Raw genomic sequence first — 26,139 nt, 5'->3', positions numbered from 1 at the left:
CTAACTCTTGGACGCGAAAAGTACCGTGTAAGCCCAAAATGAAACTACACGAGTATCAGGCGAAGAGCGTCTTCGCCGACGCAGGGATTCCGACGCCGGACGCGACGCTGGCGTCGTCCGTGGACGAGGTAGTCGAAGCGGCCGAGGACATCGGGTACCCGGTCGCCGTGAAGGCACAGGTACACGTCGGGGGCCGCGGGAAGGCCGGCGGCATCAAACTCGCGGAGGACCGCGAGGAAGCCGAGCAGGCCGCCGAGGACATCCTCGGGATGGACCTCAAGGGGTACACCGTCGAGCGGGTCCTCGTCGAGGAGGCCGTGAACTTCAAGAACGAACTCTACGTGGGCGTCACGATGGACCGCGGCGAGGGCAAACCGGTCGCCATGGTCTCGACCAAGGGCGGCGTCAACATCGAGGAAGTCGCCGAGGAGGACCCCGAAGCCATCGCTCGGGAACACGTGGACCCGGCATTCGGGATGCACCCCTATCAGGCCCGGAAGGTCGTCTACGACGCGGGCGTCCCGAAGGAGGTCGCCTCCGACGTCGCGTCGATTCTGACCACGCTGTTCCAGTTGTGGGACGACAGCGACGCCAGCGACATCGAAATCAACCCCGTGATGATTACCGAGGACGACGAGGTCGTCGCCGCCGACGCGGTGATGAACATCGACGACGACGCGCTGTTCCGCCAGCCCGACCTCGCCGAGATGGAGGAGGAGACCTTCGAGGACGACCTCGAACGCAAGGCCGGGGAGTACGGCTTCGACTACGTCCGCCTCTCGGGCAACACGGGCATCATCGGCAACGGCGCGGGTCTCGTGATGACGACGCTCGACCTCGTGGACTACTACGGCGGCGAACCCGCCAACTTCCTCGACATCGGGGGCGGCGCGAAGGCCGAGCGAGTGGCCAACGCGCTGGACATGGTGTTCTCCGACGAGAACGTCGATGCCGTCGTGTTCAACATCTTCGGCGGCATCACCCGCGGCGACGAGGTGGCCAAGGGCATCAACGACGCGCTCGAACAGTTCGACGAGATTCCGAAGAAGGTCGTCGTCCGCCTCGCGGGCACCAACGCCGAGGAGGGCCGCGAGATTCTGAACGACGAACTCGTCACGGTCGAGGAGACCCTCGAAGACGCGGTACAGCGTGCGGTCGAGTACGCCGAGGAGGTGGAAGCATGAGTGTTCTAGTCGACGAAGACACCCGAGTTATCGTGCAGGGAATCACGGCGGGGAAGGCAAGTTCCACGCCGAACAGATGATGGAGTACGGCACCAACGTCGTCGCGGGCGCCGTGCCGGGCAAGGGCGGACAGGAAGTCAGCGGCGTGCCGGTCTACGACACGGTCCACAAGGCCGCGCGCGAGGAGGACGCCGACGCCTCCGTCGTCTTCGTCCCGCCCGCGTTCGCCGCGGACGCCGTCTTCGAAGCGCTGGACGCGCCCCTCGACCTCGTGGTCGCCATCACCGAGGGCATCCCCACACAGGACATGGCGAAGGTCAACAAGCGTCTCTCGGAAGTTGACACCCGACTCATCGGTCCGAACTGTCCGGGCATCATCACCCCCGGCGAGTCGAAACTCGGCATCCTGCCGGGCAACATCTTCGAGTCGGGCGAGGTCGGTCTCGTCTCGCGCTCGGGGACGCTCACGTACCAAGTCGTGGACAACCTGACCTCCCGGGGTATCGGCCAGACCACCGCCATCGGCATCGGCGGCGACCCCATCATCGGCACCGACTTCATCGACGCGCTCGAACTGTTCGAGAACGACCCCGACACGAAGGCGGTCGTCATGTGCGGCGAAATCGGCGGCGAAGACGAGGAAGAGGCCGCCCAGTACATCGCCGAAAACATGGACACGCCGGTCGCCGGCTTCATCGCCGGTCGGACCGCCCCGCCGGGCAAGCGCATGGGTCACGCGGGCGCTATCGTCTCCGGTAGCGGCACCGGCACCGCCGAGAGCAAGATAAATGCGCTGAACGACGCGGGCGTCCCCGTCGGCGACACGCCGAACGAAGTCGCCGACCACATCGAAGACTTCCTGTAACGCCGTCTTCCGTCTCCCACGCTGAGTTGCGGTCTCTCGTTTCTCTCTCCTCTCTTTCCCGGCCCTCGCCTCTCTCCCTCGTCATCACTGTCCTGCCGCTCGTCACGTTCGCGGCTTGCGTTCTGCCTCGAACCCGCCGCGGGCATAGCACTTAGATACGTCACGCCCCAACCAGACGTATGGATGCACCAGCCCCGCTTCAGTCCGCCGCCGACGAGCAGGACGACATCACGATTGCTCGCCGCGAGTACGAGGACGAGAACGTAATCACGGTCGATTTCGGCCGCGACGTGGAGGCACACCTCGACATCGTCGGTAACACGGCCATCGTCGTCGCCGGAGACCGCCAGTTCGAGTTCGAGATTCCGGACGAGGCGACCGACGTGACCACCAACGACGGCATGCTCGTCATCACGGAGTAGCGCCGAGTAGTTCGGTCGTCGCCGACGGTTCGCGCGAGCTATTTTACTGACTCGTTCGCTGCTGATTCGTGCACCACGTCAGTCGCCGACTCGTCGGCCGGACCCGACGCCGGGTCGGCCTTCTTCCGCCACTGCTTCTCGACCGAACGGTTGCCGAGAACGACCACGTCGCCCTCGACCTCCATCCGGGACTTCCGGAGGTCTATCTCCCGAACTACGCCCGTCACGCCGGCGGTCTCTACCCTGTCGCCGGGGTTGAAGTCGGCGTCGCGCAGCAGGTAGACGCCCGACACGGTGTCGGCTATCATGTCCGAGAGCGCGTAACTCACGCCGAGCGCGACGAACCCCGTGGCGGTCCCGAGACTCGCCGCCACCTCGCCCATGCCGAGAATCTTCAGGAGCGCGAGCGCCGCGCCGAACCAGAGAAAGATGCCGACGACGGCGGTGAAGAGGTCGGCGATGAGGTCGTCGGCGTAGATGCGCCCGAACGCCGACCTGACGAACGACAGCGCGAGTCTGATAGCGGCGTAGGCGACGACGAAGAACAACAGGGCCGTGACGACCTTCGGAACCGCGTCCACGAACCCGGCACGGAGTTCCGCGAGCGCCTCTGTAGCCATTCCGGCGAACCGTCCGTCCTGTGTGAGTTTCACGAGCGCGACTATTCGGCGGGAAGACAAGAACGCTCGGGTGCGCTACCGATTCAGTTCGCCGAGACACTCTCGACAGTACTTCGCGCCAGACATGTTCGACTCGCCGCAGGCCGAGCAGACGAACGCGTCGACGGTCGGCACGGGGTCGTCGGTCGCGTTCGGTCCGCGTCCGTCGGCCCGAATCGGCGGCTTGTCGAGCGCCTCGGCGGCCGCGCTCGACACGTCTCGGGGGGCGTCGTCGCGTTCGGCCAGCGCCAGCAGCAGGGCGTCGTCGCGCATCTTCTCCAGTCCGCGCAGTAGTCCGAGGTAGAGGACCGTGGGCGCGGTGATGACCAAACAGGCGACCAGCAGTCGGAGGGCGAGGTTCATGTGCGACTGGCACCGAACACTCCTTATTAGTTCTACCGATTGATTGAACTCGTCGAGGGACAGAGACACCGAGCGGCGGCCCGAAAGAACGAGGAGTGGGCGGATACTGTCAGCGGGCGGATTCGAGGTCCACGAAAGCGGTGTCGTCCGCCGTCAACCACGTCGACATTCGCTCGATGCTATCGAGTCCGTCCGGGTACACCGTCCGACGGTCCGGCCGGTCTTCGTAATCGACGACGACCGAGGAGAGTTCGACGACGGAGTGGTCACGCGCGGTTCGGTCTGTAAATCGTCGGGGCGGTCCGTGTCGGTCCGTGTGTCGAGGGTGTCGGGGTCCGTACTCATGTTACTCCGACCGCAAGTGTGGCCACACCGAGGAGCGGTTAAGTGTTTTCTATGAGACGTATATATTCGTCGGGAGCGAACAGAGCGGTCGGTAGCCGTCCGACGACCGTCTCGCTGGTTTCCGTCGGTTTGTACGTGATACGTTCTCTTCCCACACCTGTTTCGGTATCTCATCTCATCCGCTTCCGTAAGGTAGTTTTTTGTACCGCGTCAACCGACAGGTCGCGTTCCGGAGACGTCTCGGCCGTGAGCGCCGCGGCGCGCTCGCCCGACGAGAACTGTCGCCGAGCGATACCTCCCGGAACAGAGAGATACGATGACAGGTACGACACGAACGGTCCTCGTTGCGGCAGTGCTGGCGCTCGCGGTGTCCACCGGAGTCGCCCTCGCGAGTCCCGCAACTACGACTACGACGACAGACGCACAGACGAACGAGACGGCGTCGGTTTCTGCTCCCGACCAGCAGTTCGACGGGGAGAACCTGACTATCGAATCCGCGACCCTGCCCGACGGCGGATTCGCAGTCGTCTACAACCAGAGTAAGGCGCGCATCGGCCACACCGAGTACCTCAGTGCGGGCGACTACCAGAACGTCACCGTCTCGCTCAACGAGACGGTCGAAGACCCGCAGGTGTTGGTCGTGGCGCTGGTCCACAACAACGGGAGCGAGAGTTACAACGCTTCTGCTGACAAAGTCGCCTACGAGAACGACCGCGGCAAGGAAGTCGCTGACGTGAGCTACGTCTACTTCCAGACGCGCGGACAGGAGACCACCACTGCGGAGACGACGACCGAATCGACGTCGGAGGAGACGACGACAGACGCCTCTAGCGGTAGCATCCCCGGCTTCACGCCGATTACCGGTGTCGTCGCGCTTCTCGGGGCCGCGTTCCTCGGCCTGCGGCGAAGCTAATCCGGGAGAACCGACGCTCCGTTGTTTACCGACCGTTTTTCTGCGACTCGTCACGGCGAGTCGGTCGTCTGGTCGGTACCGGTGACAGCGAGCGTGTTCACAATTTTCTCAGACCGCCTCCCGTTACTCACTGATTCGACTGTGTCAGTTCCGCGTCGACGCGACGCTCCTCGGTCGCACGCCAATCGTCCGGAACGACGTCCGCGAGGTCAGGGTGAGAGAGGTTTCTCCGCGCTCTGTCGCTCAACTCGTCGGGAGAGTCGGTCTCCCGAATCTCGTCCCGAATCGCCTGCCAATCGGCGTGTCGCACCCGGACGAGGACCGGAATCTCGTCCACGTCGGTGAGTTTGGCGATAGAGAGTCGGTGGTTCCCGCTGCCGCATTTCGCCAGTTGTCCGTTGCGATGCACGTTCACGACGACCTCGTTGAGGTGGATGTTGTCGCTGTCCCGGGCCGGTCGCGTGCTCGGTCCGGTCGCGCGCGGAGCAAGTCGCGCTGTGACCAGTAGCCCTCGGTCGTGATTCGCTCGTAGAGTCGGTCTATCCCCTCGACGTAAGCGTCCAGTTCGGCGACGCTGTCGAACCGCCGGGCGTACAGCGGACTCCCCTCGTTCCGCAGTCGTTCGCGGTACTCTCGGTACAGTTCCGTCTCCTCCCACGGCACGCCGTCCGCGTATCGCCGTTCGATGGACCGGTAGACCAGTTCGTCCTCGAAGCGGTCGGTGCGCTCGTCCCACGACCCCTCCACCACCTGTCCGAATCCGCCGACGTGCGTGCGGTCGTAGTACTCGATTCTGTCGGGGGCTACCCACATCAGACGAAGGGGGTTCGCGTCGCTCACGCCCGAGAACAGGGCCGAACGAACCTCGAACAGGTAACGGAGGACGACCGGAGGTAATCGCTCGGCCGTCCGACGCCACACGCTCGACGCCGCATCCCGAAGGTGTGGTCCGAACACCTCGACGAGATTTCGATAGCGTCTGGCCGCCGCCCTCCCGTTCTGCCTTTCTGTTCGTCTACTCATTTCATCGGGGTCGTCGGAGGTCCTCAAACCGGGATGAATAATGACGTACTCGTTAAAGTAACTTTGGACCATTGACACTACCGCCGCCGATTGGACTCGCTAAACGACCGAGAGAAGCGTGGGATTCCACGCCCGATACGCGCGGTTACTGTCCTCGGTCGGGTGCGAATGCAGTCGCAGTGCGTTACTGCTCTCGGAAAACCGACGGCGAAGCCACCGACCGGAGTGAGACGAACTACCAGATTTTGTTAGATAATAATTAACATATTACACCTATACGTAGAGGCAGGGACTAGTAATGACGGAGGACGTATCGCGGCGACGGGTACTCGAAGCAAGTAGCACCCTAGTCGGTGGACTGTTCGTAACGGATTGGTTCTCGACCGGGACTGATTCGAGTATCACGGGATGGGTCACCAAAGGAAACGAAGACGAGATAGACGGGGCGGACGGCACCGTCGAGACCTTCCGGCACTACGGTTCGAGTCTGTGCAACGACGGTGACGCCTTCACGTGCCGCACGTGTGACGACGCCGTATTCTATCTTCTCGTGCCCAGTAGGTCGGGCAGACCGACCGTCGGTGACACCTATCGGTTTCGCTCGACCGGGGAGAGAAGTCTCTGTGGTAACTTTCAGGTCAGTCTCCGCGAGACCGATTCGTGTGAGGATTCGACGCCGACGACCACCGAGACGGAGACGACTACCGAGACCGACACAACGACGACTGAAACGGAGACGACTACCGAAACGACAACCGACACCACTACTACGGAGACAACAACTGAGACCACTACTACCGAGACAACAACTGAGACCACTACTACCGAGACAACAACTGAGACCACTACTACCGAGACGACGACCACTGAAACGCCGACGGACACGACGACGACAGAAACGACTACCGAGGAGGAGACGACTGCGGAGTGACACGTCGAACGGTATCGTCCCTATCGCGCGGCGACGTTCTCACGCGAGTCCGCGACCGGTGTCGTTCCGTGAGTTGCCGTCTCTCTGTCGAAATCGCTCGTTTTCCTCACCTCTGAGTAGTTCTGTGGAGGAGATACGACTCGTGGGGCTAGCACTCGAGCAGTCGCGCGCGGTGTAGTTCGCAGGAAAACATGGGTCGGGGCGGATTCGAACCTCGCCGAGACGGTCCGGGCATGCGACTCGTCTGGTTCGAATCCTTCCGCCGAACAGAATTTGCGACTCGCGGATGTGCGAGCGATTTGGCAGTCGCTCGCAGTCTTGCTCGTCGCAAAATTTATGGGTCGGGGCGGATTCGAACCGCGTGGAGAGAACCTGAAATCAAAGATTTCAGAACCTCTCCGTCGTTCACGCCTGCTCACTTCGTTGCGCGGGCGTTCACCGCCGACCTGCAACCGAGCTGTCAAGGGAGTCTAGACAGAACGACCCGCAAAAATGTGTGTAGGGTTCGGGACTTGACCGGGCGCGACACCAGATCGGCGTCACGGGGTAAGCACGACACCATGACTCGAAAACTTACCCCAGACGATGCAGTCGAACGATACCTCAACGAACGCAAACCCGAAGTCAGCGAATCAACCCTCTACAACTACACCTACCTCCTCGAACGGTTCGCAGACTGGTGCAACACCCAAGGAATCGACTACATCAACGAGATTGATGGATTCACCATCCACGACTTCAAACTCCTCAGACGCGACACAGACGACATTTCCAACCTCACCCTTCACAAAAATATGTGTACGCTCCGGACGTTCATCCGGCACATGGAGTCGTGGGATGTCGTAGACGATGGACTCGCGGACAACATGATTCTCCCCGAGATCGACTCTGAAACCCGTGACAGGAAAATCAGCGCAGAACAAGCGCACGAGATGCTGGAGTACCTCGACAAATACGAGTACGGAACAAAGAGACACGCGCTATTTGCGATTCTGTGGGATACAGGAATGCGGTTAGGGTCTGTCCGTTCACTAGACCATGGCGACTACCATCCCGAGGAGAAATACATTGAACTCCACCACCGCCCCGAATCCGACACTCCTCTGAAAAACGCGGAGGGAGGAGAACGTGAAGTCAACCTCCATGCATGGGTTTGTGAGGTACTGGACGACTACCTCCAGATGAACCGCCACAACGTGACCGACGATTATGGACGGAAACCATTGTTCACCACTAAACATGGCCGTCCGGCTCGCTCAGGGCTGAGAATGCACATTACAGCATTGAGTCGCCCCTGTCACCACACAGGGGAATGTCCTCATGACCGTGACCAGATGGAATGCGAAGCGTGGACTGACCGAGAGTACGCCGCCCGATGCCCATCCTCCATCAGCCCGCACGATATACGTCGGTCTTCAATCACAGAGTGGCTGAAGCGGGGACACAGAAAGGAGATTGTTAGCGACAGATGTGACGTTTCACCGAAGGTTCTCGACAAGCACTACGATGTTAGGACGAAGACAGAGAAACGTGAGCTTCGGAGGGATGCATTCGGTATGGATTGAGTGTTCACACGCGGGCATTATATACGCGAAGAACCAGCCACCAGCACGCCCACCGCTGTTGGAAAAGGAATGAAACTGACTCGGTGAAGAATCGACTCACGAGCAAATACAGCGACTTGAGAACAAACCCCTGCTGTTCAACTGGAACCCGTTTCGTCGTCCACGTCCTTCCCGGAGTTAGGCATCACAAACCCATCTTCGGAACTGACCCTTTCATCTCTGAACGCCAACCGGACAGGATCATCCTCATCCCCGTCAATGTATTTTGGAAGGTCGCATTCGTCACTCATTGATACAATATCCTTGTTGAAGACTGATAACTGTCTAGTCCGCCAACCCCGCCGCCGACTCAAACGCCCCCTCAACATCCATCCCGCCGTCCGGCTCCTGAAGCAACGCATCCCCGAACGGAATTGAAGGAACACTCAGCAACTCCCCACGACGAACCACGTAATTCAGATTATCCCTATTCTCCGGATAAATACGCGGCTCACGATTCAATGCCCGTTCACGGTCAATCCACCCTACTAACCCCATCTTCTCCCACCCATCACCCGACTCAACACGAACCGCCAACAAATACACGTCCGGCAACTCCTTCTCAGAATCCGGATTACGCGCCTTCTCCACCGCCTCAGCATCAATCAACAGCTTCCCTGTCTTGTAATACTTCGTCGTTTTCACGTCCACCGTCTTCCCCTTGAACGTGAAATCCACCCCGTTATCACCGGACACATGCGCTTCCTCATCTAGTTCCGTGTCATAGTAGTCCGACGCCGCCACTTCTCCCAACGCGCCTTTCAAGTGGGTTACGTCCGAGTCTTGGTCATCATCAATCCGGCCATCTCCCGTTTTGCATCCATTCCGCGTCTGCCTCAACGTATGCGCCTTCTCAATCCCGTCACGGTCGAGGTAGACGACTTTGTAATCATGCTCCTCGTTCGGAAGGGTCGGCTTCGTGTTCGTGGCAGAGGGGGTTTCGGAGACACTCATAGGCGATCCCCCCGCTCACTCGTTTCCAGCAACGCTTCGCGGCGGTCAGGACACGCCGAACCCCCTGAATTAAGAATCGTCTTACTGACGCACGTTCGACACGCGAAAACACGGTCATCGTTATCCCCGTAAACCCTACGGAAATCGTCTGAAACGTGAGTTCCGCAGTTCCGGCACTGGTTGTTTGCAAGCTGTACTTCCTTGGTCGATGTCCCGTCTTGAACTGACATCAAAGCCCGGTCACAAGAGACCACCCTTAAGTGTTCTATCAGGTATAGTTAGGAATCCAACCCTACCGGCGGTTCCGGTGACACCACCACTTCCGGTGGCCAACGATACCAGCGTCTAGACGCTGGCCACCAACAACCACGTAGAAACAGAACCAACCCGTCCGTCAGCACGCCCCGAAACGCATGGTCACTCCCCAGTCAATTCCTCATACTCCTCACCCAACTCAACAAGCCGACTCATATCCAAGTCATACGTCTCAGCAAGGTCACGCGCCTCATTATACGCCTCCGAGAAAAGCCCGTCATAAAAACTATTAATAGACGAACCCGGCTCCATAGCCTCTAACTTCCGTTCAGCCTTCGCAACCAACTCCTCATACTTTTCCCGCGCCTCATCCTCACTCAAACGCTCCTCACGACGCTTCTCAGCAGCCTTCTCCTCCAACACTTCAATCACACCATCACCACTCAACAACGACTCAACACTCCCCGTCTGCACCGCAAACGACGTGAACACAGACTTCGACTCATGCAAATCAGCCGCCTCATCTTCAGACAACCAACCTTCCTCAACAGCAATCCCCATCATCCGAGTCAATACACGATTTGCTGAATAACGGTCAGGAGCCTCCTCAAGCATCGTGTTCAACTTTGTGAGACTGGCCTGACGAGCAACAATCTCCTTCGTGAAGTACGTCTGTGAAGGCTTGAACCACTTCTCAACCAACCGTCCATCGTCTGTCGACCACTCCCCAGACAAGTCACGAATCTTGTTCACGTTGTTACGATACCCCTTTGCATCCTCGTCACTCCCCTTCAACTCCATAGCACGAACCACGTCTTCAACCATCTCATCATCCGCGTTACGCAACCGCCGGTCGTTCGTGACGTGTGCGTACAGTACGTCGAGATCCTCTGCAAGCGTGATGATCTTGTCCACAGTCGCACTCCGACTCACACCGAACGCAGTTCGGATAATGGACTCAAGCTGACTCTGGGTGACTCGATGGGAGAAGTCGTCCTCGTGTTCGCGCTTCCACGCGAGAATCCCCTCCAGCACGACGACTCGCTGCCGATTCGACTGCTTGAGAACATCGTTATCACTGAAGTCAGCCTCGTCCGGGTCGATGAGTCGGTCGTGACCCAATGAGAGTTCGTTGTATTCCGACTCGTCCGACTCGTCAGAAGAATCGTCGTCTGGTTGCTGAACGCCTTCAATCGAGACGTTCTCGCCAGCGACCATGCGAAGCATGTCGTTATCCGCCATGACCGCCAGCTTTGCTGCACGGTTCAGGAACTCGGCCATTGAAATGCCGAGTTCATCTGCTTGAACGTCAACTTGGTTCTTAACCGATTCATCTGCACTCGTTGTCTTGAGTGTTGCCATACACTTTCCCGTATAGAACATAGGTATATAAACCCCAGATTGTGGTAGACCATAACACACCAACCAGAGAAACAGGAAACACAGAGTAAAACACCTCTAACCACGGAAAACAAGAAACACGGTTGGGAAAGTGGTACTAAATCAGAACCATGTTTTCGGGATATTGCACGCCCCACCACCCTGTCACGAGAGTCATGAGTGTCGTAAGAACACACCACCATGTCATAAGTGTCCTAAGTGTCATAAGACGAATCTGGTCCAACACCCAACCCGTCAAACCCGAGAAATCACGCGGTAGAACAGAAATCGGGTTGTCGTCTGGTACTAATCGAAAACATGTTTCTCCCCCCTGTCCGGTCGTTCACAGAAGGGGCAGGGGGAGTCACGTCAATCGAACCCTCGTCCAGTCATTCACAACACGCCCCCTCCACCCTCGATGTAACTGTATCACCCCGAAGTAGACCGATCTGGTACAACACCCAACCCGCGAAACACCGAGAATCACGCAGTAGAAGCAAAATCAGGTCGTGGAATGGTACAAATCGAAAGTATGTTTCCCCCTCCCCCTCGATCTCTGAAAGAGTAGGAGGGGGAGTGAGTCGCAGTAAACAGCAGAGTGACGAGTCCTCGCCCGCACCGCATCTCTCGTTCTCCGCTTCCCTCGTAATCGGTCGAGTTAGGACGGCTACTACCTCACGGTAGTAGTATTCCTACTACTACCGTTCGTTTAGGACCCTCTACGGGTATTGTTTGTACTATACCCTTATAAACCTGTTCCTATTCAAAACTAACATTAATCTTTGTTAATAGTGTATCAGTGGAAAGACCATCGTCCAAACAACACTCAGCGTCAATCAAACCAGCGACCCAGTTGATTGACTGAGCGAGCTACCCCCGCCTACTCTTTCAGAGACCGAGGGGGAGGGGGAAGACATGTTTTCGATTAGTACCAGACCGAACCTTCGAAACCGCGCTACTGTCGAAAAAACGGCGGCTCACGAGTTCGGGGTTGTACCAGATTCGTCTTATGACTCTCATGACTCTTAGGACACGGTGGTCTTCCCCAACGCGACAAGTAATCATCTCGCTCATCCGGTTCGGTTCCCCGCCTACTCTTTCAGAGACCGAGGGGAGGGGGAAACATGTTTTCGAGAAGTACCACACCGAACACCGATTTCGCTTCTATTGTCCGAAAACAGGCGGCTCACGAGTTCGGGGTTGTACCAGATTGGTCTAGACCGGGTACTTACAGTTACAACGAGGGGGTAGGGGGCGTGCTGTGGATGTAAAGGATTCCCCGGTTCGACGATTCTTGTTCTTCGGGGCGTGTATTATGCGTGGCCGGGAGATGTGTCTAGACGGGGAGAGTGTTTTGAGAAGAACAGGGAGTTGAAAGTCCAAGACGAGACGTTCTCCCTCTGAAAGAGTGATCGGGGACCACAGAGAGGGGAAACGTGGTTCCGACAATCGACTTCCGTTGTGAACGTGAATGGTCAGGGAGTAGGCACAGGCCCTAACCGGTTGAGGGTGGTGGCTGTCCGTTTATAAGGGTTTCTCCTATTCTAGATAGGTTGAGTCAGGTTTTGAGGTTGTTCGTTGTATTCCAGTTCGGTGGACTTAGCACCTAATACAGGGTTTCTTGATGTATGAGTGTCCGGGAACAGGTATGGGCGATACTAATCAAGTGTCTTCCGGGGAAGAAGAGGAGTACAAGTATAAAGGTACAGTAAGGAATCGGTTTCCTGATTCTGGCTGGAAGGCCTTAGACGAGGACGTTGAGTATCCTTTCCGGATCGAACTCATTGACCGGAGTGACATCTCTGTTCGTGACCGTGAGATGCATGAGAGGCTTGCTGAAAATCGTCGTGATGTGGATGAGGTGGTTGCTGCTGAAAAAGAGGACTAGTCTGCATTCCTAACTCGTTCATCATATCTCGAAGAGACGGTACACCTCGCGGTGTCCACCCTCTACTGGGAGCGGGGACCCGGGGGGAATGCGTATGTATACTTGACGGAGTTTTTGGTTGGTTTTCGTGGATATGCATATTTGATATGCAAGTTGAAATGGAAGAGATGGATTTCACTTCGTGAAATCCATATTTGGTATTCAACGCGAAAATCAACACTTTTCGAACACTTCTGAATGAGGTTCGGTCTGGAAGTGGGTTCTGCTCAAAACGAGAGTCTGTCTAGACGCAGAAGAGTTCCGGTGCGGGACTTAATCTTGCAATGCATCTAATTCCACTCCTAAGTCCTCGTTCTTACAGTGGTCTCGTATTGACTGGATGACGATCATTTTTATCGGAACTGACTTGACTGCGCTTTCCTGTCGTAGCTGTTGGTGAAGGTCGTCCGGGATTTCGATGTTGATTCTTCCCATCGTGGGTCAACGTGGAGGTTAGTAACGTAAGTACGCTTAGTTGAGTAACTTATCGCAGCAGTGTTGTTTGCGCGGTTCGTTGGTCACTACATGGGTGAACTGATTTCGGACGACCCTCGGAAAGGGGACTAATCTCCGGTTTCAACAATTGACTCCGGCCAGCACTCTGAACACATCTCGTACTCGGATGAATCGAACCCTTCTCGCGGTTCCGGAATCTCATTCTGTAACCGTTGGCCACACTCCGTCTCCTGAACCGGTTCCCCATCATCGTCAAACGTCGAGACAACCGCATGGCAGACATGACCAGCTTCCCGTTTGAGGTCAACCGCTGAGTGACCGGTAAGGTCTGGATCGAAGTCGGGGGCTTCGACAGTCATGAGTCCGTGAGTCCTTCCACTTGACCCTGAATCTTCTCCTCAGAATACTCTTCAGCATAATCGTACACGTCGTCCATCACATCCTCGAACTCCTCATCGTCAGCGTACTTCTCAGAGCGTTCGATAGTCCAGCCTTCCCCGGAGGTTCGGGAGAGGTATCGGACGCGGTCTTCGGTAATGATGATTATATCGTCGGTGTGCATTTCGTCGGGGGCGTCGATGTCACCGACTGGGCTTTTCATCGTCACCGAGATTGCTCTACGGACTCCCTCTGCGCCGTCAATTGCTTTGACGGCATCTCGTGTAAGCGGTTGGTCTGGGAGCGAGGATAGTAGGTCGGACATATATCCATGACGTTATTGGAGGGTCATGAACATTTCCTGTTCATCTTCGTCTAGACGCTCCCCCGGGGCGTTGCCGATAATTCTCCCGTCCTGATTATATCCTTTAGCGAACTAACCATATATCTCGCTTACAGAAGAGGGAGTATGACTGAATGGGTCGAGTGTAGTTGGGGATGTCGTGACTGTGGTTCAGAAACCGTCGTTGAAAGATTCGAGAACCTTACTCGGATTTTGAGGTGTCCGGAATGCGGCTGGAAGTATGCTTATAGTTCGCTCCGGAGAGAAGCACCGCGAGCGGATCGAGATGGGCCTGACCTACCACAAGTCGATTCCGACGAATGCCCAGATCCAGATTATTCGTCGGTGGATGTAGACCTCCGTGTCGAGAACTGGGAGTATATCGAGGAAGCGGTTTGCGACAATTGCGGCGAAACCCGATCTACAGTCAACCTCAAGGCTTTTGACATGCTCCATATCTGTCGTGGCGGGTGTGAGGAATGAGTTCTGAGTCGGTGTCCGAGTGACCGGAAGCCGGACGCTAATGCGAGATGGAAACCACGTTGAGTAAGCCGTAAATCAGCATCATGACGAGGGCATAAACAGTTACAGCGGTCACAGGTACAAGACCGAACATTGAGGCAAACAGAATGAGGACGGAGATTATCGTTATTGCTTCTATGAACTTCCAGTGTGTCTCAAAGTTCATATCGGCAGCGTGGTCTGTCCCGGGATAAGGGTTTCATCCGTCTAGACACCCGAGAGTGATTTTTATTGCAGTCGAGCTTTGACAAGATGTATGGACCATTATAGTGAGTCGCCTCGGAAGCTCTCAAGACTACGACTCAAGATAGGGGATTTAGAAGAAAAGTGGCAGGAAATGAATGAAGAGTGGGATGACTGGGGGAACATCCAATCAGTCGAAGATGACCTGTTTCCGCTTATCATCTCTACTCACGCGGCTATTGAGGACATTACAACGCACTTGATTCTCGCATATGTAGTGAAAGACGAAGTTGCTGAGGGGGCATTTGAATACATCTATTCCGGCATGAGCCAGTCTCATAGGGAAGAACTCCTTGTGAAATGTAATATCTTGTCGAACGAAACCCGTGGTAAGATTAGCAGATTCAAAGGGTTGCGGAACAAGGTGGCACACGGTACTTTCCAGCAATTGGACTGGTATCGGGATGAAATACCTGAAAAGATGGATATTGCGTTTGAGGTTCTGGATTCATTTGAGAAGGCCTTCACCGACCGGGATCTTATTGATGCTATCGAGGAGGGTGAGGAGACTCTCTGAGTCAAACGGTGTCATTTAGTTTGGAGTTGCGAACGGCTTCTGCTTGTCTAGACGGCTGGTGTCCCAGTGACCGGGGTTATCAGAAAAAGACGTTAGTCCCACGTTCGGTGCTTCTCAGCAACCCACTCCTTCCCGTCGTATTCTTCAATCTCCCACTTAACGTCTGCCGGGATCTCGACAACCTTCAGTTCTGCATGGTCTCCGAACGCTCTACATCCGAGCCTGCGGACGCATTCAACGAGAATCGGATTGTCGCGGCTGAGGTTTCGGCCAAACGACGACCGGGTTCCGGCGATAGGTCCTTCCCCGTCATCATATCGCTCTCCGGGTAGGGCGACGGCTTCGGCTTCGTCACATCCGTTGTCTCTCATCCACAGAATTGCGTCTTCGCTGACGCCGAATCCGCCGTGTTTCTTGTTAATTACAATCTCTTGTTTCGAGTTTGTTTCACTCATATTCGGCAGCGCGGTCTGTCAAGGGAAAAGGGTTTCATCGGTGGTTGGGTGGTAGGGAAGCCTCCACTGTCCAACCACGACATCTGCTTAAAAGAGTATAGCACCGAGTAGGGCAGCTGGTATAACAGACTATTCGCTGTGGATGTAAAGGGTTGTTTTCATAGGTTTCCCGTAATATGGGGTTCCTTCGTATCGAATACAGATACGTTCGGAACCCGTTACTGATACTTCTTCGAAGGTGGTTTCGAGATCGAGTGCGTGACTTGGTGTCACGACTTCCGCGTCTTCCTCACAATTTGGGCAGTTCTGTTTCATGTACTGTCCTGCGGCGGCTCACTCGGGATAAGGGTTTCACCGGTTGGGTTGTAAGCAGGTGTCTGTTCAGATACACGGTGTAAGCGACCTACGGAGGTATATCAAGAAGAAGGGTTGGAAGCTACACGCGGTCAAAGTGTGAGTACACGCGCTCAGTCGTCTGGATGGTTGCATGTCGCAACCTCTTCGTCACATCATACAACGTGTTTCCTTGTTCGCGGTTGAGCATCCGGTAAGCGACGCTATGGCGGAGTGTGTGAGGCGTGATCTCGGATGGTTCGCCACGACCACCTACTGTGAACGGACGTACATCACCGTCCTCTGCTGCGTCTTCAACGACGTTTCGGACGGACTCTTCCGTCATTCGTTCAGATTGCCGACTCGGGAAGAGTGCGTCCGGGTCTTTCCATCGGCTGTTGATATAGTTGCGTAGCGTTCGGACGGTATCCGTGGCCAATTCAATCTCGGTGTAGGTAGGGGAATTGGCGTTCGGGTAATCCTTCTGGACGTGTGCAGGCAACATGATGATACCTTCATCGAGATCAAGCATATCAACGTCAAGTTGGACTAGTTCACCGACCCGGAGACCAGTATCGTACAGCACCGCAATGATGGTGTCATTCCGGAGCGACAGGTAGTCGGCTGATTCTGCGACTGTGGCCGTGCGTAGTTCGTCTACCTGTTCTGGTTTGAGCCATGCCTTTGCTTTCTCTTCTGTCTGAGTTTGGGTATTTGTTGAGGTACTCATATTTGTTCCACCTTGGAGGTCGTATCTGTCGAAATCTGGAGGTTGGCCGACCTTAAGACTTCTCCAGTTTTGGATTCTGTAAAGAGAATCCCAAACTCGACTGAAACAGTAGCACATCCACGGATGTAACAGCTATAGGATGTCAGTCAAGACTCAATCAACTCGTCTAAGTCGTCAACAAGACCGGTCATCTGAGTGTCTTTGGCAGAAACCTCGTGGCGGACGCCGTAATCATAACGGTCTCCGAAGTTCCCATGATACACTTGCTTCAGATGTTTCCGATACGAAGCACTTGCTCTTCTACCAGTAAGATTCTCTTCGAGGCAATGTAACATAAAATCGCTGTACCTCCACTGAAGCGAACCTTCTTCGTAGTTCCGAAGATCCAGCAAGCACAAGAAAATCATCTCGGTGATATATGCTTGGAATTGCAACGGAATTTCACTTGTTGAAAGAATCTCCTTATGACACGAGAACAGGATAATCACAGTCATCTCGGGGATATTTCTCTGGTCCCTTCCTGTGCTGATTCTACCTAGTTGAACGTGGTCACTATGTCCTGAGCTATCGACCTGTTCGTCTTCTCCACTAGACTCGTCTTCGACATCAGACTCGTCATCAGATGGTAGATCTGCATTTTCATTACTCCCCGGACTAAGATCCGTGACGTAAGGTGGTTCACTCACACTACGGTCAACGTCAGATTTGAGTTCTTCTTCCATCATTTCAACCCAGTCCCGCATATTGCTGACCATTTCATAGAGGAGGCGGGAGTAGTCGTTCGGCCACTCTGCACTCGGGTCGCTATACTCTGTTATCTCGTAGTTACGGCATATTTCACGAGTGAACGATTCGTAATACGATAGCCAGACATGCCACTCAACCTGCTGGTGAAATGCTTCTTTTACCAATAAGTCGAAAAATTGGATTCCGACGAATATGGAGTCCCGGAAGATGAAGTCATCCGAAATACGAGTATCTGTGAGCCGTTGGTCGTTATACCTGTCAAATTCCTCTCTCCGCTGTTCGCGAATAAGTTCTCGGGTTTTATCGCCAACCGGTTTATAAACATTCAGATTCTCCGCTTTATCGAAATCCGAAAATAGAGCATATACAAGCCGATTCTCTTCTTCAAGTTTGTATCTGTATAGGCCGTCTCCTGCTGTGTTGTGTTCGAGGTTGCGGTGCAGGAGGCTGTTTTCGGTCTTCAGTTGTGTCCGCAGATACCGATGGACGATTTTCTGTTTAGGGAACTGTTCAAGTGAGTCGTCACGTATTATTCTGAGACCCAGCTCGGAAGCAAGACTAGGATACAACTTTACAAAGGCCGGATCAAGAAATAGCGTTTCCGTATAGTCTGCTGCGTCTGGTGCCGTATTACTCGTCCAGTATCGGAGTCGATTCACGTAGTACCTGAACAACCGCTTCTTTTGTCGAATCTCTGCTCTCAAACCATTTCCTGAGTCATATTCGTCTTCATAAGCGAGTTGAAATGCAACAGCCGCAGACTCGGGATGTTTCGGTTTCGTCGGATGATTCACCAAGGGTTGGTAATTGTCCTGAAGAAGATTGACTAACGTGCTGTACTCTTCCCGGTTATACAAATCACGGAGAATCTCCAGTAGATTCTCCTCGTTTCGGATTCGAACAGTTGGTTTGAGAAAAACAATAGCGAACAGCGACACGATTCCAAGCACTGCGAGTAGTTGTGCCGACTCAATCTGAAGTGATGTGATTTCTACAGTTCCATACGATGTCCCGACCCTGATTACATCATGGTTAGTGCTTTGAAGGTAGACTGAACCCCAGTATGTTGCGAGAATCAGGCCAATCATGATCACAAGGAATCCGAAACGCGGTATGGTCCAGAGATTGAATCGAACGCGCAATTGGCGATATTCCGGGAGTACAGGATAAGCCGCTGCAACGGCTGCAAGAAGAGTGAAAACTAATAGTTCAGCCATTACCTTCGTTATTGTCCAGAAGCCGTTTAAATATAACCATTAGCAGATATATTCTATTGGTTGGCATCTCTTCGCCACTCACTTAACCGTTAATTCCAGTCTTCGAGCTGTGACCCGAATGACTGCATAGCATTCCTACTGATGAAACCCTTATCCCGGGAGAGACATCACCGGACATTACATGACAACAGATACTAATGAACGTGAACTGATGGGCGTCGAGGTACTCGGATTCGATGTCTGGTTGGAACCACGAGCATTCCTCATTCTCATCTTGACGATTTTGAGCTTTCTCGAGGCACTTGCTGGAGACGTACTCTGGCGCGTACTCGTTGGGTGGGCGATATGGGTGATTCTCTACTCTATCAGAGTCGCCAGAATCACCGAGGAGTACAGACGGGTTGCTGAGAACACCCCTACAGGTCTGTTTGAGACGGTTGACAAACCAAATACCAGCTTCGGTGCCAAGCGATGACGGATTAGTCCTGAAACACGGTTCTAATTACTGTTGCGGACTGTAACACTCGTTCTGTTCTCTTGATAAAGAGCGAAGCGTCTAGACGGCCAGAACGATACAGTCGATTATAGACTGTTGCACTACTGCTTCTGATCTGCTGCAACTCCTACCTTCTCCGAGGGTTCAACCCTACAAAGTCAACGAGATAGATTGTGACCGATAGTTCCCAGACTGAGAGTACGAGCATTGTTCTTGAAGGAATCTCGCGGAGCGAGATTACTGAAGAGTTCATTCTAGACGTAGCAGAGCTTGCCGACCGTCACGAGATTGGAATTTCCGGTGTCTCTGTCTTACAACACTAATGCGGCAAGGACATAAACTCCAACCAGCATCCCGATGATAACGCCCCGAGTTGCCATATCAAGTGGCTCAATTACTGCTCCGGCCAACATTCCCCATCAAGCCATTTTGAGGAATCCTTTCATCATGACTTCTCAATCACGTCCTTAGTAACTGAGGTAACAAGGTAGTTGGAACCTATCAGGATAGGAGGTGCGAGTATAGACCCTACGATCAGGAGGAGTCCAATTTGGACGACTGGGTTCACACCGAACATTTCTTCGTAGGGAAGGAGTGTACCTACGAGTAGTCCTTGTCCTGTTCCGACTAACATAGCCAACATAACGAGTCCTGTGAGGTTCTCTGGCTTTATCTCTAAAACTCCGAACTTGATGCTGTCAAATTCTATCTCTCGTGACATACACAACCACGTCGAGGGTTCACGGTTGAAAAGGGTTACACCGTTGGTTATCGACGAAACCGGTGGGTTGCGCCACTCACTTAACCCTTAATTTCAGTCTGGGGACAGGGTTTATTCCTTGTGAACCACGACCACCTAATATGACTGACGCAACTAAACCAATCACAGACCACGTACTCCTTGATGTCCTTGGAGACTCCCCCCGAACACGCATATTGACAGTCTTAATCGACCACCCAGACACCGAGTTCGACGCTGAACGGCTCGCAGACTATGCGGGCGTCAACGCTGACACAGTGAACGTCCACGTCTCGGAATTGGAATCGTGGGGCGTCGTCAATCGCTCGGACGACGACATCCGGACGAACAAGGACAGTGACGCTGTGGAGGCGTTCGCAGACGCAGAATGGGAGTTGACAGAGTATCTGGCGTCGAAAGAAGATGTTGGAGAGGTTGACGATGATATGAACCCAATTAACCCATGACCTGCCGAGACGACGAAGACGAAACCCCTGACATCCCTAAAGAAGTGATAGAGGGCGCGAAACAGATTGCTGAAGGGAAAACTGTGTCGAAAGAGGAGATGCTGGAAGCAGCTCAAGAGAGTACCGACTCTACCTAATCCCCTCGTAATGGGTCAACCTTATTTTCAGTTCTCCACTAGTGCCGATGAAAGTTAGACGTTGTTGAAATTCCAGATCTCGGCAGCAACCTCTGCCAGTTTCTCCGACCGCTCCTCTATCAAGTCAACAGACCAATCTTCATATGAACAGAGCTTGCGAGTCATCTCGAAATCCGAGGTCTCGTACTCACGTTTCTTCTGCTCAAACGGATGGTCAGACGCAGTCGCATTCATACTACTCTCCAAGAGCGTCAAATTCCCAAGCCGGTTATAATGCTGTTCGAACTCGTCCTCACTCACGTCTAGATACTGTTGCCATGTACTGTACTTTTTCGCAGAGAAACTGTTCCGAGGCGCGATATGCTCAATGTCAACTAAGTCCCGGTCTGCAACCTGCTTCCCAACGCCAGAGTGAGCAAAATGCTCTTGTTCGAACTGGTCCAGCATGTACTTCGTTCGGTCATTCTGCTTGAAGTCGTAATCCTTCAACTCAGCCTTGAACTGAGCATCAGACGGACTGTGTTCACGGAACCGTCGCTCTATGAAGCGGTGCGGATTCGACTCATTAGAAAGCTCAGTACAGATGGTTGCGAACACACGGTCACGATACGACCCAGTCCCGTAGTTCGCAACTCCAATCCGGATTAGATACACCTCTATCAGCCGAAGGGCTTGCATCACGTCGCTAAACTCATTGAACTCTTCAAACAGGCGAAGGAGTAGCGTCCGAATCTGTGTATTCCGAATCGCTTTGATGTCATCCAGCTTCGCGTTAACACGTTGACGCTCACGTCTATCCATCCACTCAAAATCGACTTCACAGTTCACAATGTCAATATACAACTCCGACTTCTCACGCATGTCCTCTACGAAATCTTCCAGCGTCAATCCGGCCTCGTAAATATCCTGATCGACAACTCGCTGGAATACATCGTAGAGACGGGTTGATGAAATAGAGTTACTCACATTTAACAATTCGGTGGCCATGAGGTAGTGCCGGAAGAATCGTTCAGGCTTCTGCAGAACTTCCCGAAGATTCCGGATGCCTTCCTCCCAGAGCGCCTTAATCTCGCCCTCGTTAATCTCAGGGTCCTCTGTCGCAATCTTGAACAAGTGATTCTTCATCAAGTCCACGGACGAAAGGTCCAACCCTTTGTTGTTCAGACTTTCAAACAGCCGGAATGCGGACACCTCGCTGTCACATTCGATGGTGACTAACGACATTGAGTTCAGGAGTTCCTTCCGGAGATCGTCAACCCACTCCAACTCCCGGTCTTCTACCTGTTCGGTAAAGTAATCGTAAGCAGCTTTCAGTTGGCAATCGTCCAACTCAGACGCATATCCCTCTAGAACAGCTTGATATTCGTCGTTGTTATAAAGTGTAAGTTGGAGTTTTGGGTGTTCGTTGTAGTCGGAATCCTTTACGATGAGATTGTCTTGAACGTGTCCTGCCCGGTCTTCCCAATCGCGGTCGGTCTTGTATTGGTCACGGATGACGCAGAGAAGAATTGAGATTGTGGTGAAGCGTTGTTGGCCGTCGACTAGTTCAAGGATTGCGGGGTCGGTGTCTGCGTGTTCAATAACGACAGTAGACCCGAAGAAGTGGGTGTCGCGTCCGTTAAGTAGGGAGGTAAGGTCATTCCAGAAGTCATCCCATTGACGTTCATCCCATGCGTATTCTCGTTGGTAGTCTGGAACTTGAAGTTGGGAACTGCTTTCTAGAATGTCTCGAACGGTGTTTTCGCGTGCGGAGAGACTGATATTGTCCGACATCTTATCCTCAAAGTCAGACAATCAGGATATAAGACTTGTGTTAGTAATTGCCACTCCCGTAACCAAATACGATCTAATACACTCACCGAGCTACTGACCGTTACAACACAGAATCACCGACTCCAATTCTGAGTGGTCCAAGTGAAAACACTGGAAAGAACCCCGTCTAGACGAGTGTTTGTTGGACGGTCTCTCCCCAGTCCTTCGGAACAGGGAGCTTCTTCAACACCCGGCTCTGCATCCGGTAGTAATCATTGTGCGCCTTCTGAGCGTGCTGCTCAATCCACTCCTGCACCTCCGGCGTATTCAGATAGTCATGCAGTTCATGCAGGTCAACGCTATCCTCCGGAATGATATAGTACACTGAGTGACGCGGAATTACGTCACCCTCCGTCTCCAACCAGAACTTCGGCTCCTCAATGATGTCCGGACACACGATTTTCGGCTGAAGAACGTCCTGCATCGGCGGATTCTCATGCCAACTGTACCACACCTTCCCCTTCTCAACACACGACCGATCCCGTAGCCGCTCCTCATTCAACTCCAACCAATCACCAAGATCGCCAAGTTCGTCTTCCGGAATCAGATTCCCGTTCTTCCTGTACGGACAGATAACTCGTGTCCCCGACTCAGGACCATCATTCGTAGAGAGCTGCCGCCCCGACGTCGTCTTCCACGCCCACTCCTCCAACTGCGGCGGAACTTCGTCCTCCTCCATTACGAACAACGAGTCCGCCCCTGTCGCCAATCCACAGGAAACACGCACGGTCACATCACCAAGCGTCACACCCGTCTCGTCTAGTTCAATCTCACCAGCGCGAACGGTACTCGCCCAACTCTCACCGTCGCCGGGAAGCGTTACAGTCTCCGTCGACCCGTCACGATGAACCACACGAGTCTCCTCGGCCTCCGAGTTACTGAGAGTAGTAATCGTAGGATAGGTGACGAGACCACTGAACGTGTCCTCTGCAACGTGTTCAATCTCCTCGATATGGTGGTTCGTCAGGATACGGCGAAGCGGAGCGCCGGTATCAACGTACTCGAACTTCTCCGGCGTGATGAACGAAAGCCGTCCGTTATCGTCCAGTAGGTCAAGCGACTGCTCGAAGAACAGGATGTAAAGGTCGAACCGGCCAACTGCCGTATCGAATGTCTCCTTGTACCGTTGTTTCTCGTCCTCGTCTAGTCCTTCGATAGGGACATACGGCGGATTGGAGACGATGAATTGGAACTCACCCAAATCGGACACATCGTCGAGGAAGTCCCGTTCGACAACCTCGACGTTACGGTCAGTATGGTTGTCCCGTGCTTGCGCGATAAGTTCCGGGTCAGAGTCGATACCGACCCCGTCCGGAATCGGGTAGTCGTTCGCTTCGCAGTACCGTTCAACTGCCGCAACGAATGGGCCTGTCCCCAACCCGGGATAGAGGATTCGATCTCCTTGCTCTGGCTTCTGTCCGTCGAACAACTTTGCAACGATATGGTCAGCGACCTCGTCCGGCGTTGGGACATGGCCTTTCATGGATACCGTCTACTACCCAACGCCGGGTACTTAAAACTATATACTACTCGAGAATTGCAGCACTTCGTCAGAACGTCGATTGACGTTCGACACCCCAGTCATTCAACTGCTCAACCAACCCGTCGAGTTCGTCCGGAAACACCACTTGATGAAGTTCAGCTTCGCTCAAATCGTGTATCATGTCCCGTAACTCCTCCCGACGCTCCTCAATATCGAATGGCGGCAAGTTCGCCACTGCAACAAACTTCGCGTCCGGGAACTCCTTCGCTGCCTTCCGCGCTTCCGACCCGAACTCTTTGAAACGCTTGTCGTAGTCACGCGGCTGGATAACCCGAACCTCTCCGACAACGTCGAATGGACGTTGCTCCGGAATCACGAAGTCTGGTTGACCGGGTAACGATTCATCTTTCTTAACCGGGAAACCGGCCTCATCAAGATGCTCCCGAATCGTCTCCTCGTAATCAGACCGGTAATGGCGTCGATGATCGGCTTGCCACACAATCTGATACGAGTATAGCAGAGTTTCGAGTTTCAGTTCGTCCGGGAGTAGTTTCGCCACCTCTTCCGCAAACTCCTCCGTCTTCTCTTCATCACGGAAGTCTGTTTTCCGGCCTTTCAACCCGCCGATGTTTGAGATTCCGTTGAGGCGTTCAAACTCGCGGTCGGAAAGTCCGGTCACGTCTTGGAAGAGTTCTACCATTGGGTTCGGCGCCTCCCACATTGTGTCTAGATATGCCTGTAAATCTGCGTCTCCGAGGTACACGATTTCGTCGCCTTCGTCGTTCTCGGCTACGCGGAAATGCTTCTTAATAGCGTTTTCTGCGTCTTCAAGGAGTTCGTCCAAGTCCTCGTAGAGGTCTGGAAGTTCGTCTTTGTTCGGTTGTGGATAGTCGTCCATTACCCGAGGGAACCCCTCGCCACCCATTTAGCTCTGTATACTTGCTGACGGGAGTGCGAGAATCCAGAATCGTGGATTAAGCTGAGAAAAGGCGGCTAAACGTCCACATCGACAACACCATCAACAGAAACGAGAACACGATAAACGCAATATCTGGCCCTGTCATACCTTGCCTTCGACAATCTGGTTAACGAAGTCCATCACAGACCCCTCATCAAGAATTATCCGGCGAACGAGTTCAGCTTGCTCACGTCGCAACGCTTGATTCTCTGCTTCAAGCAGTTCAACGTCGCAGGCAAGGTCTCGACGTTCAGCTTCGACCGTATGCAGATTTTGACGTGCAATCTCTTTCTCCTTCCTGAGACGCTCGTTCTCCTGTTCTAGTTCGTGCAGGCGCTCTAACGTTGCTTCTGTAAGGTCGTCTCCGGACACCGATTCTTGTTCTCTACTTGATTCACCTATCTTCTCAATGTCTGTTGACATACACAGCCCCGTCGAGGACTCTCAAGGGATAAGGGTTACACCGACCTACTCACCAGCGAAAATCGGGTCAGACAGCGACAACTCCAGAAAACTCTGCGGCTCATGAACCTCGTCAATAGCCTCAAACAACGGCTTGAACGACTCACGTATAACCTCGAACGCAGGCGTATCAGCGTACAGTTTCGCATACTCCATACACAATCCAATCACCATATCTAACGCCCACTCAAACGCCTGCTGCTCCTCGTCCACGACATGATCACCGTCTAGTCTCGCTCCTGCGATACGGTGCGGATGTGCGCTCCGATTACTGAGAAAGTTGAACGTCTGTAACCCGTCGTCAAACTCCTTATAATTCTGCTTCTCCTCCCTAATCATATCATAGAACTCGTCCACAGACGCGACCCGATGCCGACTCAACAACGATAAATTCTCAACTTCTTCCTGTACTTCCGCCATTTGCCGAAAGTGAATGCGTGACGCCTTGATTTTGTGTTCGTTCAAGTGCTTCACCAACAGATACGTCTCAATCAAGTACCGAACATCCCGATACGCCGAATCATAGCGCCGATGCTTGACGGACAGGTACAGCGACTCTAACGCATTCACGCCCTTAATCACGAAAATGTCCTGAAACTCGTGACGGGAATCAATATACGAGGAGTACCGCTGATTCATTTCCGAGACAACAGCGTCTAGACGCGAGATTCCGGTCAGCAAGTGGTGAGCGAGTTCACTATTCGGATGTTCAGGCGTGTATTCTTCTCGCTGTTGTAGTAACTCGCGTTCATACGTCTGTGCTTCCCCGGCGATGTCCATACGGACATGGTAACAGGAAACTGAATTAAGAGTATCCCA

The 26,139-nt window shown here is 53.9% G+C and carries 27 protein-coding genes and 1 pseudogene; 10 read left to right on the top strand and 18 right to left on the bottom strand.

Going from position 1 to position 26,139, the window contains the following annotated elements; translation table 11 throughout:
• Nucleotides 1-38: 38 nt before the first annotated feature.
• From sucC to FXF75_RS05800, 3 genes and pseudogenes are all read left to right on the top strand, one after another.
• Nucleotides 39-1,184 carry an ADP-forming succinate--CoA ligase subunit beta gene (gene sucC, locus FXF75_RS05810; protein ID WP_163520617.1) on the top strand — a complete coding sequence of 382 codons (1,146 nt, stop codon included), beginning with the start codon at nucleotides 39-41 and terminating at the stop codon, nucleotides 1,182-1,184.
• Nucleotides 1,181-2,049 (top strand): annotated as a pseudogene (gene sucD / locus FXF75_RS05805) (succinate--CoA ligase subunit alpha). Before sucC ends, sucD begins: the two are co-directional and overlap by 4 nt.
• Before the next feature lie 179 nt (nucleotides 2,050-2,228).
• Nucleotides 2,229-2,471, top strand: a complete 243-nt coding sequence (locus FXF75_RS05800; RefSeq protein WP_163520615.1) for a hypothetical protein — start codon at nucleotides 2,229-2,231, stop codon at nucleotides 2,469-2,471.
• 38 nt (nucleotides 2,472-2,509) lie between these two features.
• Here the strand turns inward: FXF75_RS05800 and FXF75_RS05795 are convergent, their stop codons facing one another.
• Together FXF75_RS05795 and FXF75_RS05790 are read right to left on the bottom strand one after the other, a co-directional pair.
• A complete protein-coding gene (locus FXF75_RS05795) occupies nucleotides 2,510-3,091 on the bottom strand; it encodes a mechanosensitive ion channel domain-containing protein (protein WP_163521123.1) in 582 nt (193 codons plus the stop codon).
• Between the two features lie 75 nt (nucleotides 3,092-3,166).
• On the bottom strand, nucleotides 3,167-3,493 hold the full coding sequence (locus FXF75_RS05790; RefSeq protein ID WP_163520613.1) for a zinc ribbon domain-containing protein: 327 nt from the start codon (nucleotides 3,491-3,493) through the stop codon (nucleotides 3,167-3,169).
• Nucleotides 3,494-4,154: 661 nt separating this feature from the next.
• Here FXF75_RS05790 and FXF75_RS05785 point away from each other — a divergent pair.
• Complete coding sequence (locus FXF75_RS05785; protein ID WP_163520611.1) at nucleotides 4,155-4,751, top strand: PGF-CTERM sorting domain-containing protein; 597 nt, start codon at nucleotides 4,155-4,157, stop codon at nucleotides 4,749-4,751.
• Between the two features lie 127 nt (nucleotides 4,752-4,878).
• Here the strand turns inward: FXF75_RS05785 and FXF75_RS05780 are convergent, their stop codons facing one another.
• Together FXF75_RS05780 and FXF75_RS05775 are read right to left on the bottom strand one after the other, a co-directional pair.
• Nucleotides 4,879-5,160, bottom strand: coding sequence for a hypothetical protein (locus FXF75_RS05780; protein ID WP_163520609.1), 282 nt, complete (start codon nucleotides 5,158-5,160; stop codon nucleotides 4,879-4,881).
• Between the two features lie 2 nt (nucleotides 5,161-5,162).
• A complete protein-coding gene (locus tag FXF75_RS05775) occupies nucleotides 5,163-5,774 on the bottom strand; it encodes a hypothetical protein (RefSeq protein ID WP_163520607.1) in 612 nt (203 codons plus the stop codon).
• A gap of 298 nt (nucleotides 5,775-6,072) precedes the next feature.
• On the opposite strand from FXF75_RS05775, the gene FXF75_RS05770 reads away from it, so the two are divergent.
• The gene (locus tag FXF75_RS05770) at nucleotides 6,073-6,705 is read left to right on the top strand and encodes a hypothetical protein (protein ID WP_163520605.1); all 633 of its coding nucleotides are present in this window, start codon (nucleotides 6,073-6,075) and stop codon (nucleotides 6,703-6,705) included.
• 560 nt (nucleotides 6,706-7,265) lie between these two features.
• Nucleotides 7,266-8,270, top strand: a complete 1,005-nt coding sequence (locus FXF75_RS05765; protein WP_163520603.1) for a site-specific integrase — start codon at nucleotides 7,266-7,268, stop codon at nucleotides 8,268-8,270.
• Between the two features lie 137 nt (nucleotides 8,271-8,407).
• On the opposite strand, the gene FXF75_RS05760 is transcribed toward FXF75_RS05765, so the two are convergent.
• The 3 genes from FXF75_RS05760 to FXF75_RS05750 all read right to left on the bottom strand — a co-directional run bounded on the left by FXF75_RS05760 (nucleotide 8,408) and on the right by FXF75_RS05750 (nucleotide 10,880).
• Nucleotides 8,408-8,560 carry a hypothetical protein gene (locus tag FXF75_RS05760; protein ID WP_163520601.1) on the bottom strand — a complete coding sequence of 51 codons (153 nt, stop codon included), beginning with the start codon at nucleotides 8,558-8,560 and terminating at the stop codon, nucleotides 8,408-8,410.
• A gap of 34 nt (nucleotides 8,561-8,594) precedes the next feature.
• Nucleotides 8,595-9,263: a hypothetical protein gene (locus FXF75_RS05755; protein WP_163520599.1), complete on the bottom strand. Its 669-nt coding sequence runs from the start codon at nucleotides 9,261-9,263 to the stop codon at nucleotides 8,595-8,597.
• Between the two features lie 417 nt (nucleotides 9,264-9,680).
• Entirely contained in the window at nucleotides 9,681-10,880 is a 1,200-nt protein-coding gene (locus tag FXF75_RS05750; RefSeq protein ID WP_163520597.1) for a hypothetical protein, read from the bottom strand.
• Nucleotides 10,881-12,546: 1,666 nt separating this feature from the next.
• Here FXF75_RS05750 and FXF75_RS05745 point away from each other — a divergent pair.
• Nucleotides 12,547-12,786, top strand: a complete 240-nt coding sequence (locus FXF75_RS05745; RefSeq protein WP_163520595.1) for a hypothetical protein — start codon at nucleotides 12,547-12,549, stop codon at nucleotides 12,784-12,786.
• 850 nt (nucleotides 12,787-13,636) lie between these two features.
• Here FXF75_RS05745 and FXF75_RS05740 read toward each other — a convergent pair.
• Both FXF75_RS05740 and FXF75_RS05735 read right to left on the bottom strand, forming a co-directional pair.
• Nucleotides 13,637-13,984: a hypothetical protein gene (locus FXF75_RS05740; protein ID WP_163520593.1), complete on the bottom strand. Its 348-nt coding sequence runs from the start codon at nucleotides 13,982-13,984 to the stop codon at nucleotides 13,637-13,639.
• A 538-nt stretch (nucleotides 13,985-14,522) separates the two neighbouring features.
• Nucleotides 14,523-14,690: a hypothetical protein gene (locus tag FXF75_RS05735; protein ID WP_163520591.1), complete on the bottom strand. Its 168-nt coding sequence runs from the start codon at nucleotides 14,688-14,690 to the stop codon at nucleotides 14,523-14,525.
• A 90-nt stretch (nucleotides 14,691-14,780) separates the two neighbouring features.
• Here FXF75_RS05735 and FXF75_RS05730 point away from each other — a divergent pair, with 90 nt between their 5' ends.
• Nucleotides 14,781-15,284 (top strand): hypothetical protein, encoded by a 504-nt coding sequence (locus FXF75_RS05730; protein WP_163520589.1) that lies wholly within the window; start codon nucleotides 14,781-14,783, stop codon nucleotides 15,282-15,284.
• Nucleotides 15,285-15,376: 92 nt separating this feature from the next.
• On the opposite strand, the gene FXF75_RS05725 is transcribed toward FXF75_RS05730, so the two are convergent.
• From FXF75_RS05725 to FXF75_RS05715, 3 genes are all read right to left on the bottom strand, one after another.
• Nucleotides 15,377-15,739: a hypothetical protein gene (locus tag FXF75_RS05725; protein ID WP_163520587.1), complete on the bottom strand. Its 363-nt coding sequence runs from the start codon at nucleotides 15,737-15,739 to the stop codon at nucleotides 15,377-15,379.
• 436 nt (nucleotides 15,740-16,175) lie between these two features.
• A complete protein-coding gene (locus FXF75_RS05720; protein ID WP_163520585.1) occupies nucleotides 16,176-16,802 on the bottom strand; it encodes a site-specific integrase in 627 nt (208 codons plus the stop codon).
• 146 nt (nucleotides 16,803-16,948) lie between these two features.
• A complete protein-coding gene (locus FXF75_RS05715; RefSeq protein WP_163520583.1) occupies nucleotides 16,949-18,766 on the bottom strand; it encodes a hypothetical protein in 1,818 nt (605 codons plus the stop codon).
• Nucleotides 18,767-18,947: 181 nt separating this feature from the next.
• Between FXF75_RS05715 and FXF75_RS05710 the strand changes: the two genes are divergently transcribed.
• A complete protein-coding gene (locus FXF75_RS05710; protein ID WP_163520581.1) occupies nucleotides 18,948-19,241 on the top strand; it encodes a hypothetical protein in 294 nt (97 codons plus the stop codon).
• Between the two features lie 466 nt (nucleotides 19,242-19,707).
• Here FXF75_RS05710 and FXF75_RS05705 read toward each other — a convergent pair whose 3' ends face one another.
• Nucleotides 19,708-19,983: a hypothetical protein gene (locus FXF75_RS05705; RefSeq protein ID WP_163520579.1), complete on the bottom strand. Its 276-nt coding sequence runs from the start codon at nucleotides 19,981-19,983 to the stop codon at nucleotides 19,708-19,710.
• Between the two features lie 140 nt (nucleotides 19,984-20,123).
• On the opposite strand from FXF75_RS05705, the gene FXF75_RS05700 reads away from it, so the two are divergent.
• The gene (locus FXF75_RS05700) at nucleotides 20,124-20,468 is read left to right on the top strand and encodes a hypothetical protein (RefSeq protein WP_163520577.1); all 345 of its coding nucleotides are present in this window, start codon (nucleotides 20,124-20,126) and stop codon (nucleotides 20,466-20,468) included.
• 191 nt (nucleotides 20,469-20,659) lie between these two features.
• Here the strand turns inward: FXF75_RS05700 and FXF75_RS05695 are convergent, their stop codons facing one another.
• The 5 genes from FXF75_RS05695 to FXF75_RS05675 all read right to left on the bottom strand — a co-directional run bounded on the left by FXF75_RS05695 (nucleotide 20,660) and on the right by FXF75_RS05675 (nucleotide 26,100).
• Nucleotides 20,660-22,378, bottom strand: coding sequence for a DUF262 domain-containing protein (locus FXF75_RS05695; RefSeq protein ID WP_163520575.1), 1,719 nt, complete (start codon nucleotides 22,376-22,378; stop codon nucleotides 20,660-20,662).
• A 166-nt stretch (nucleotides 22,379-22,544) separates the two neighbouring features.
• Nucleotides 22,545-23,900 carry an Eco57I restriction-modification methylase domain-containing protein gene (locus FXF75_RS05690; protein WP_163520573.1) on the bottom strand — a complete coding sequence of 452 codons (1,356 nt, stop codon included), beginning with the start codon at nucleotides 23,898-23,900 and terminating at the stop codon, nucleotides 22,545-22,547.
• Nucleotides 23,901-23,967: 67 nt separating this feature from the next.
• Nucleotides 23,968-24,798, bottom strand: coding sequence for a hypothetical protein (locus FXF75_RS05685; protein WP_163520571.1), 831 nt, complete (start codon nucleotides 24,796-24,798; stop codon nucleotides 23,968-23,970).
• Nucleotides 24,799-24,960: 162 nt separating this feature from the next.
• A complete protein-coding gene (locus tag FXF75_RS05680) occupies nucleotides 24,961-25,281 on the bottom strand; it encodes a hypothetical protein (RefSeq protein WP_163520569.1) in 321 nt (106 codons plus the stop codon).
• A gap of 45 nt (nucleotides 25,282-25,326) precedes the next feature.
• Nucleotides 25,327-26,100 carry a hypothetical protein gene (locus FXF75_RS05675; protein ID WP_163520567.1) on the bottom strand — a complete coding sequence of 258 codons (774 nt, stop codon included), beginning with the start codon at nucleotides 26,098-26,100 and terminating at the stop codon, nucleotides 25,327-25,329.
• Nucleotides 26,101-26,139: the final 39 nt, after the last annotated feature.

This window comes from Halorussus sp. MSC15.2, from assembly GCF_010747475.1.
Taxonomy (GTDB): domain Archaea; phylum Halobacteriota; class Halobacteria; order Halobacteriales; family Haladaptataceae; genus Halorussus.
The sequence above is the reverse complement of the archived record's forward strand: the minus strand, read 5'-3'. Positions and strand labels throughout refer to the sequence as shown.

Bases quoted from the DNA above. Each gene is read 5' to 3' on its own strand.
- sucC (WP_163520617.1), top strand. From the start codon at position 39: ATGAAACTACACGAGTATCAGGCGAAGAGCGTCTTCGCCGACGCAGGG.
- FXF75_RS05800 (WP_163520615.1), top strand. From the start codon at position 2,229: ATGGATGCACCAGCCCCGCTTCAGTCCGCCGCCGACGAGCAGGACGAC.
- FXF75_RS05795 (WP_163521123.1), bottom strand. From the start codon at position 3,091: ATGGCTACAGAGGCGCTCGCGGAACTCCGTGCCGGGTTCGTGGACGCG.
- FXF75_RS05790 (WP_163520613.1), bottom strand. From the start codon at position 3,493: ATGAACCTCGCCCTCCGACTGCTGGTCGCCTGTTTGGTCATCACCGCG.
- FXF75_RS05785 (WP_163520611.1), top strand. From the start codon at position 4,155: ATGACAGGTACGACACGAACGGTCCTCGTTGCGGCAGTGCTGGCGCTC.
- FXF75_RS05775 (WP_163520607.1), bottom strand. From the start codon at position 5,774: ATGAGTAGACGAACAGAAAGGCAGAACGGGAGGGCGGCGGCCAGACGC.
- FXF75_RS05770 (WP_163520605.1), top strand. From the start codon at position 6,073: ATGACGGAGGACGTATCGCGGCGACGGGTACTCGAAGCAAGTAGCACC.
- FXF75_RS05765 (WP_163520603.1), top strand. From the start codon at position 7,266: ATGACTCGAAAACTTACCCCAGACGATGCAGTCGAACGATACCTCAAC.
- FXF75_RS05760 (WP_163520601.1), bottom strand. From the start codon at position 8,560: ATGAGTGACGAATGCGACCTTCCAAAATACATTGACGGGGATGAGGAT.
- FXF75_RS05755 (WP_163520599.1), bottom strand. From the start codon at position 9,263: ATGAGTGTCTCCGAAACCCCCTCTGCCACGAACACGAAGCCGACCCTT.
- FXF75_RS05750 (WP_163520597.1), bottom strand. From the start codon at position 10,880: ATGGCAACACTCAAGACAACGAGTGCAGATGAATCGGTTAAGAACCAA.
- FXF75_RS05745 (WP_163520595.1), top strand. From the start codon at position 12,547: ATGGGCGATACTAATCAAGTGTCTTCCGGGGAAGAAGAGGAGTACAAG.
- FXF75_RS05740 (WP_163520593.1), bottom strand. From the start codon at position 13,984: ATGTCCGACCTACTATCCTCGCTCCCAGACCAACCGCTTACACGAGAT.
- FXF75_RS05735 (WP_163520591.1), bottom strand. From the start codon at position 14,690: ATGAACTTTGAGACACACTGGAAGTTCATAGAAGCAATAACGATAATC.
- FXF75_RS05730 (WP_163520589.1), top strand. From the start codon at position 14,781: ATGGACCATTATAGTGAGTCGCCTCGGAAGCTCTCAAGACTACGACTC.
- FXF75_RS05725 (WP_163520587.1), bottom strand. From the start codon at position 15,739: ATGAGTGAAACAAACTCGAAACAAGAGATTGTAATTAACAAGAAACAC.
- FXF75_RS05720 (WP_163520585.1), bottom strand. From the start codon at position 16,802: ATGAGTACCTCAACAAATACCCAAACTCAGACAGAAGAGAAAGCAAAG.
- FXF75_RS05715 (WP_163520583.1), bottom strand. From the start codon at position 18,766: ATGGCTGAACTATTAGTTTTCACTCTTCTTGCAGCCGTTGCAGCGGCT.
- FXF75_RS05710 (WP_163520581.1), top strand. From the start codon at position 18,948: ATGACAACAGATACTAATGAACGTGAACTGATGGGCGTCGAGGTACTC.
- FXF75_RS05705 (WP_163520579.1), bottom strand. From the start codon at position 19,983: ATGTCACGAGAGATAGAATTTGACAGCATCAAGTTCGGAGTTTTAGAG.
- FXF75_RS05700 (WP_163520577.1), top strand. From the start codon at position 20,124: ATGACTGACGCAACTAAACCAATCACAGACCACGTACTCCTTGATGTC.
- FXF75_RS05695 (WP_163520575.1), bottom strand. From the start codon at position 22,378: ATGTCGGACAATATCAGTCTCTCCGCACGCGAAAACACCGTTCGAGAC.
- FXF75_RS05690 (WP_163520573.1), bottom strand. From the start codon at position 23,900: ATGAAAGGCCATGTCCCAACGCCGGACGAGGTCGCTGACCATATCGTT.
- FXF75_RS05685 (WP_163520571.1), bottom strand. From the start codon at position 24,798: ATGGACGACTATCCACAACCGAACAAAGACGAACTTCCAGACCTCTAC.
- FXF75_RS05680 (WP_163520569.1), bottom strand. From the start codon at position 25,281: ATGTCAACAGACATTGAGAAGATAGGTGAATCAAGTAGAGAACAAGAA.
- FXF75_RS05675 (WP_163520567.1), bottom strand. From the start codon at position 26,100: ATGGACATCGCCGGGGAAGCACAGACGTATGAACGCGAGTTACTACAA.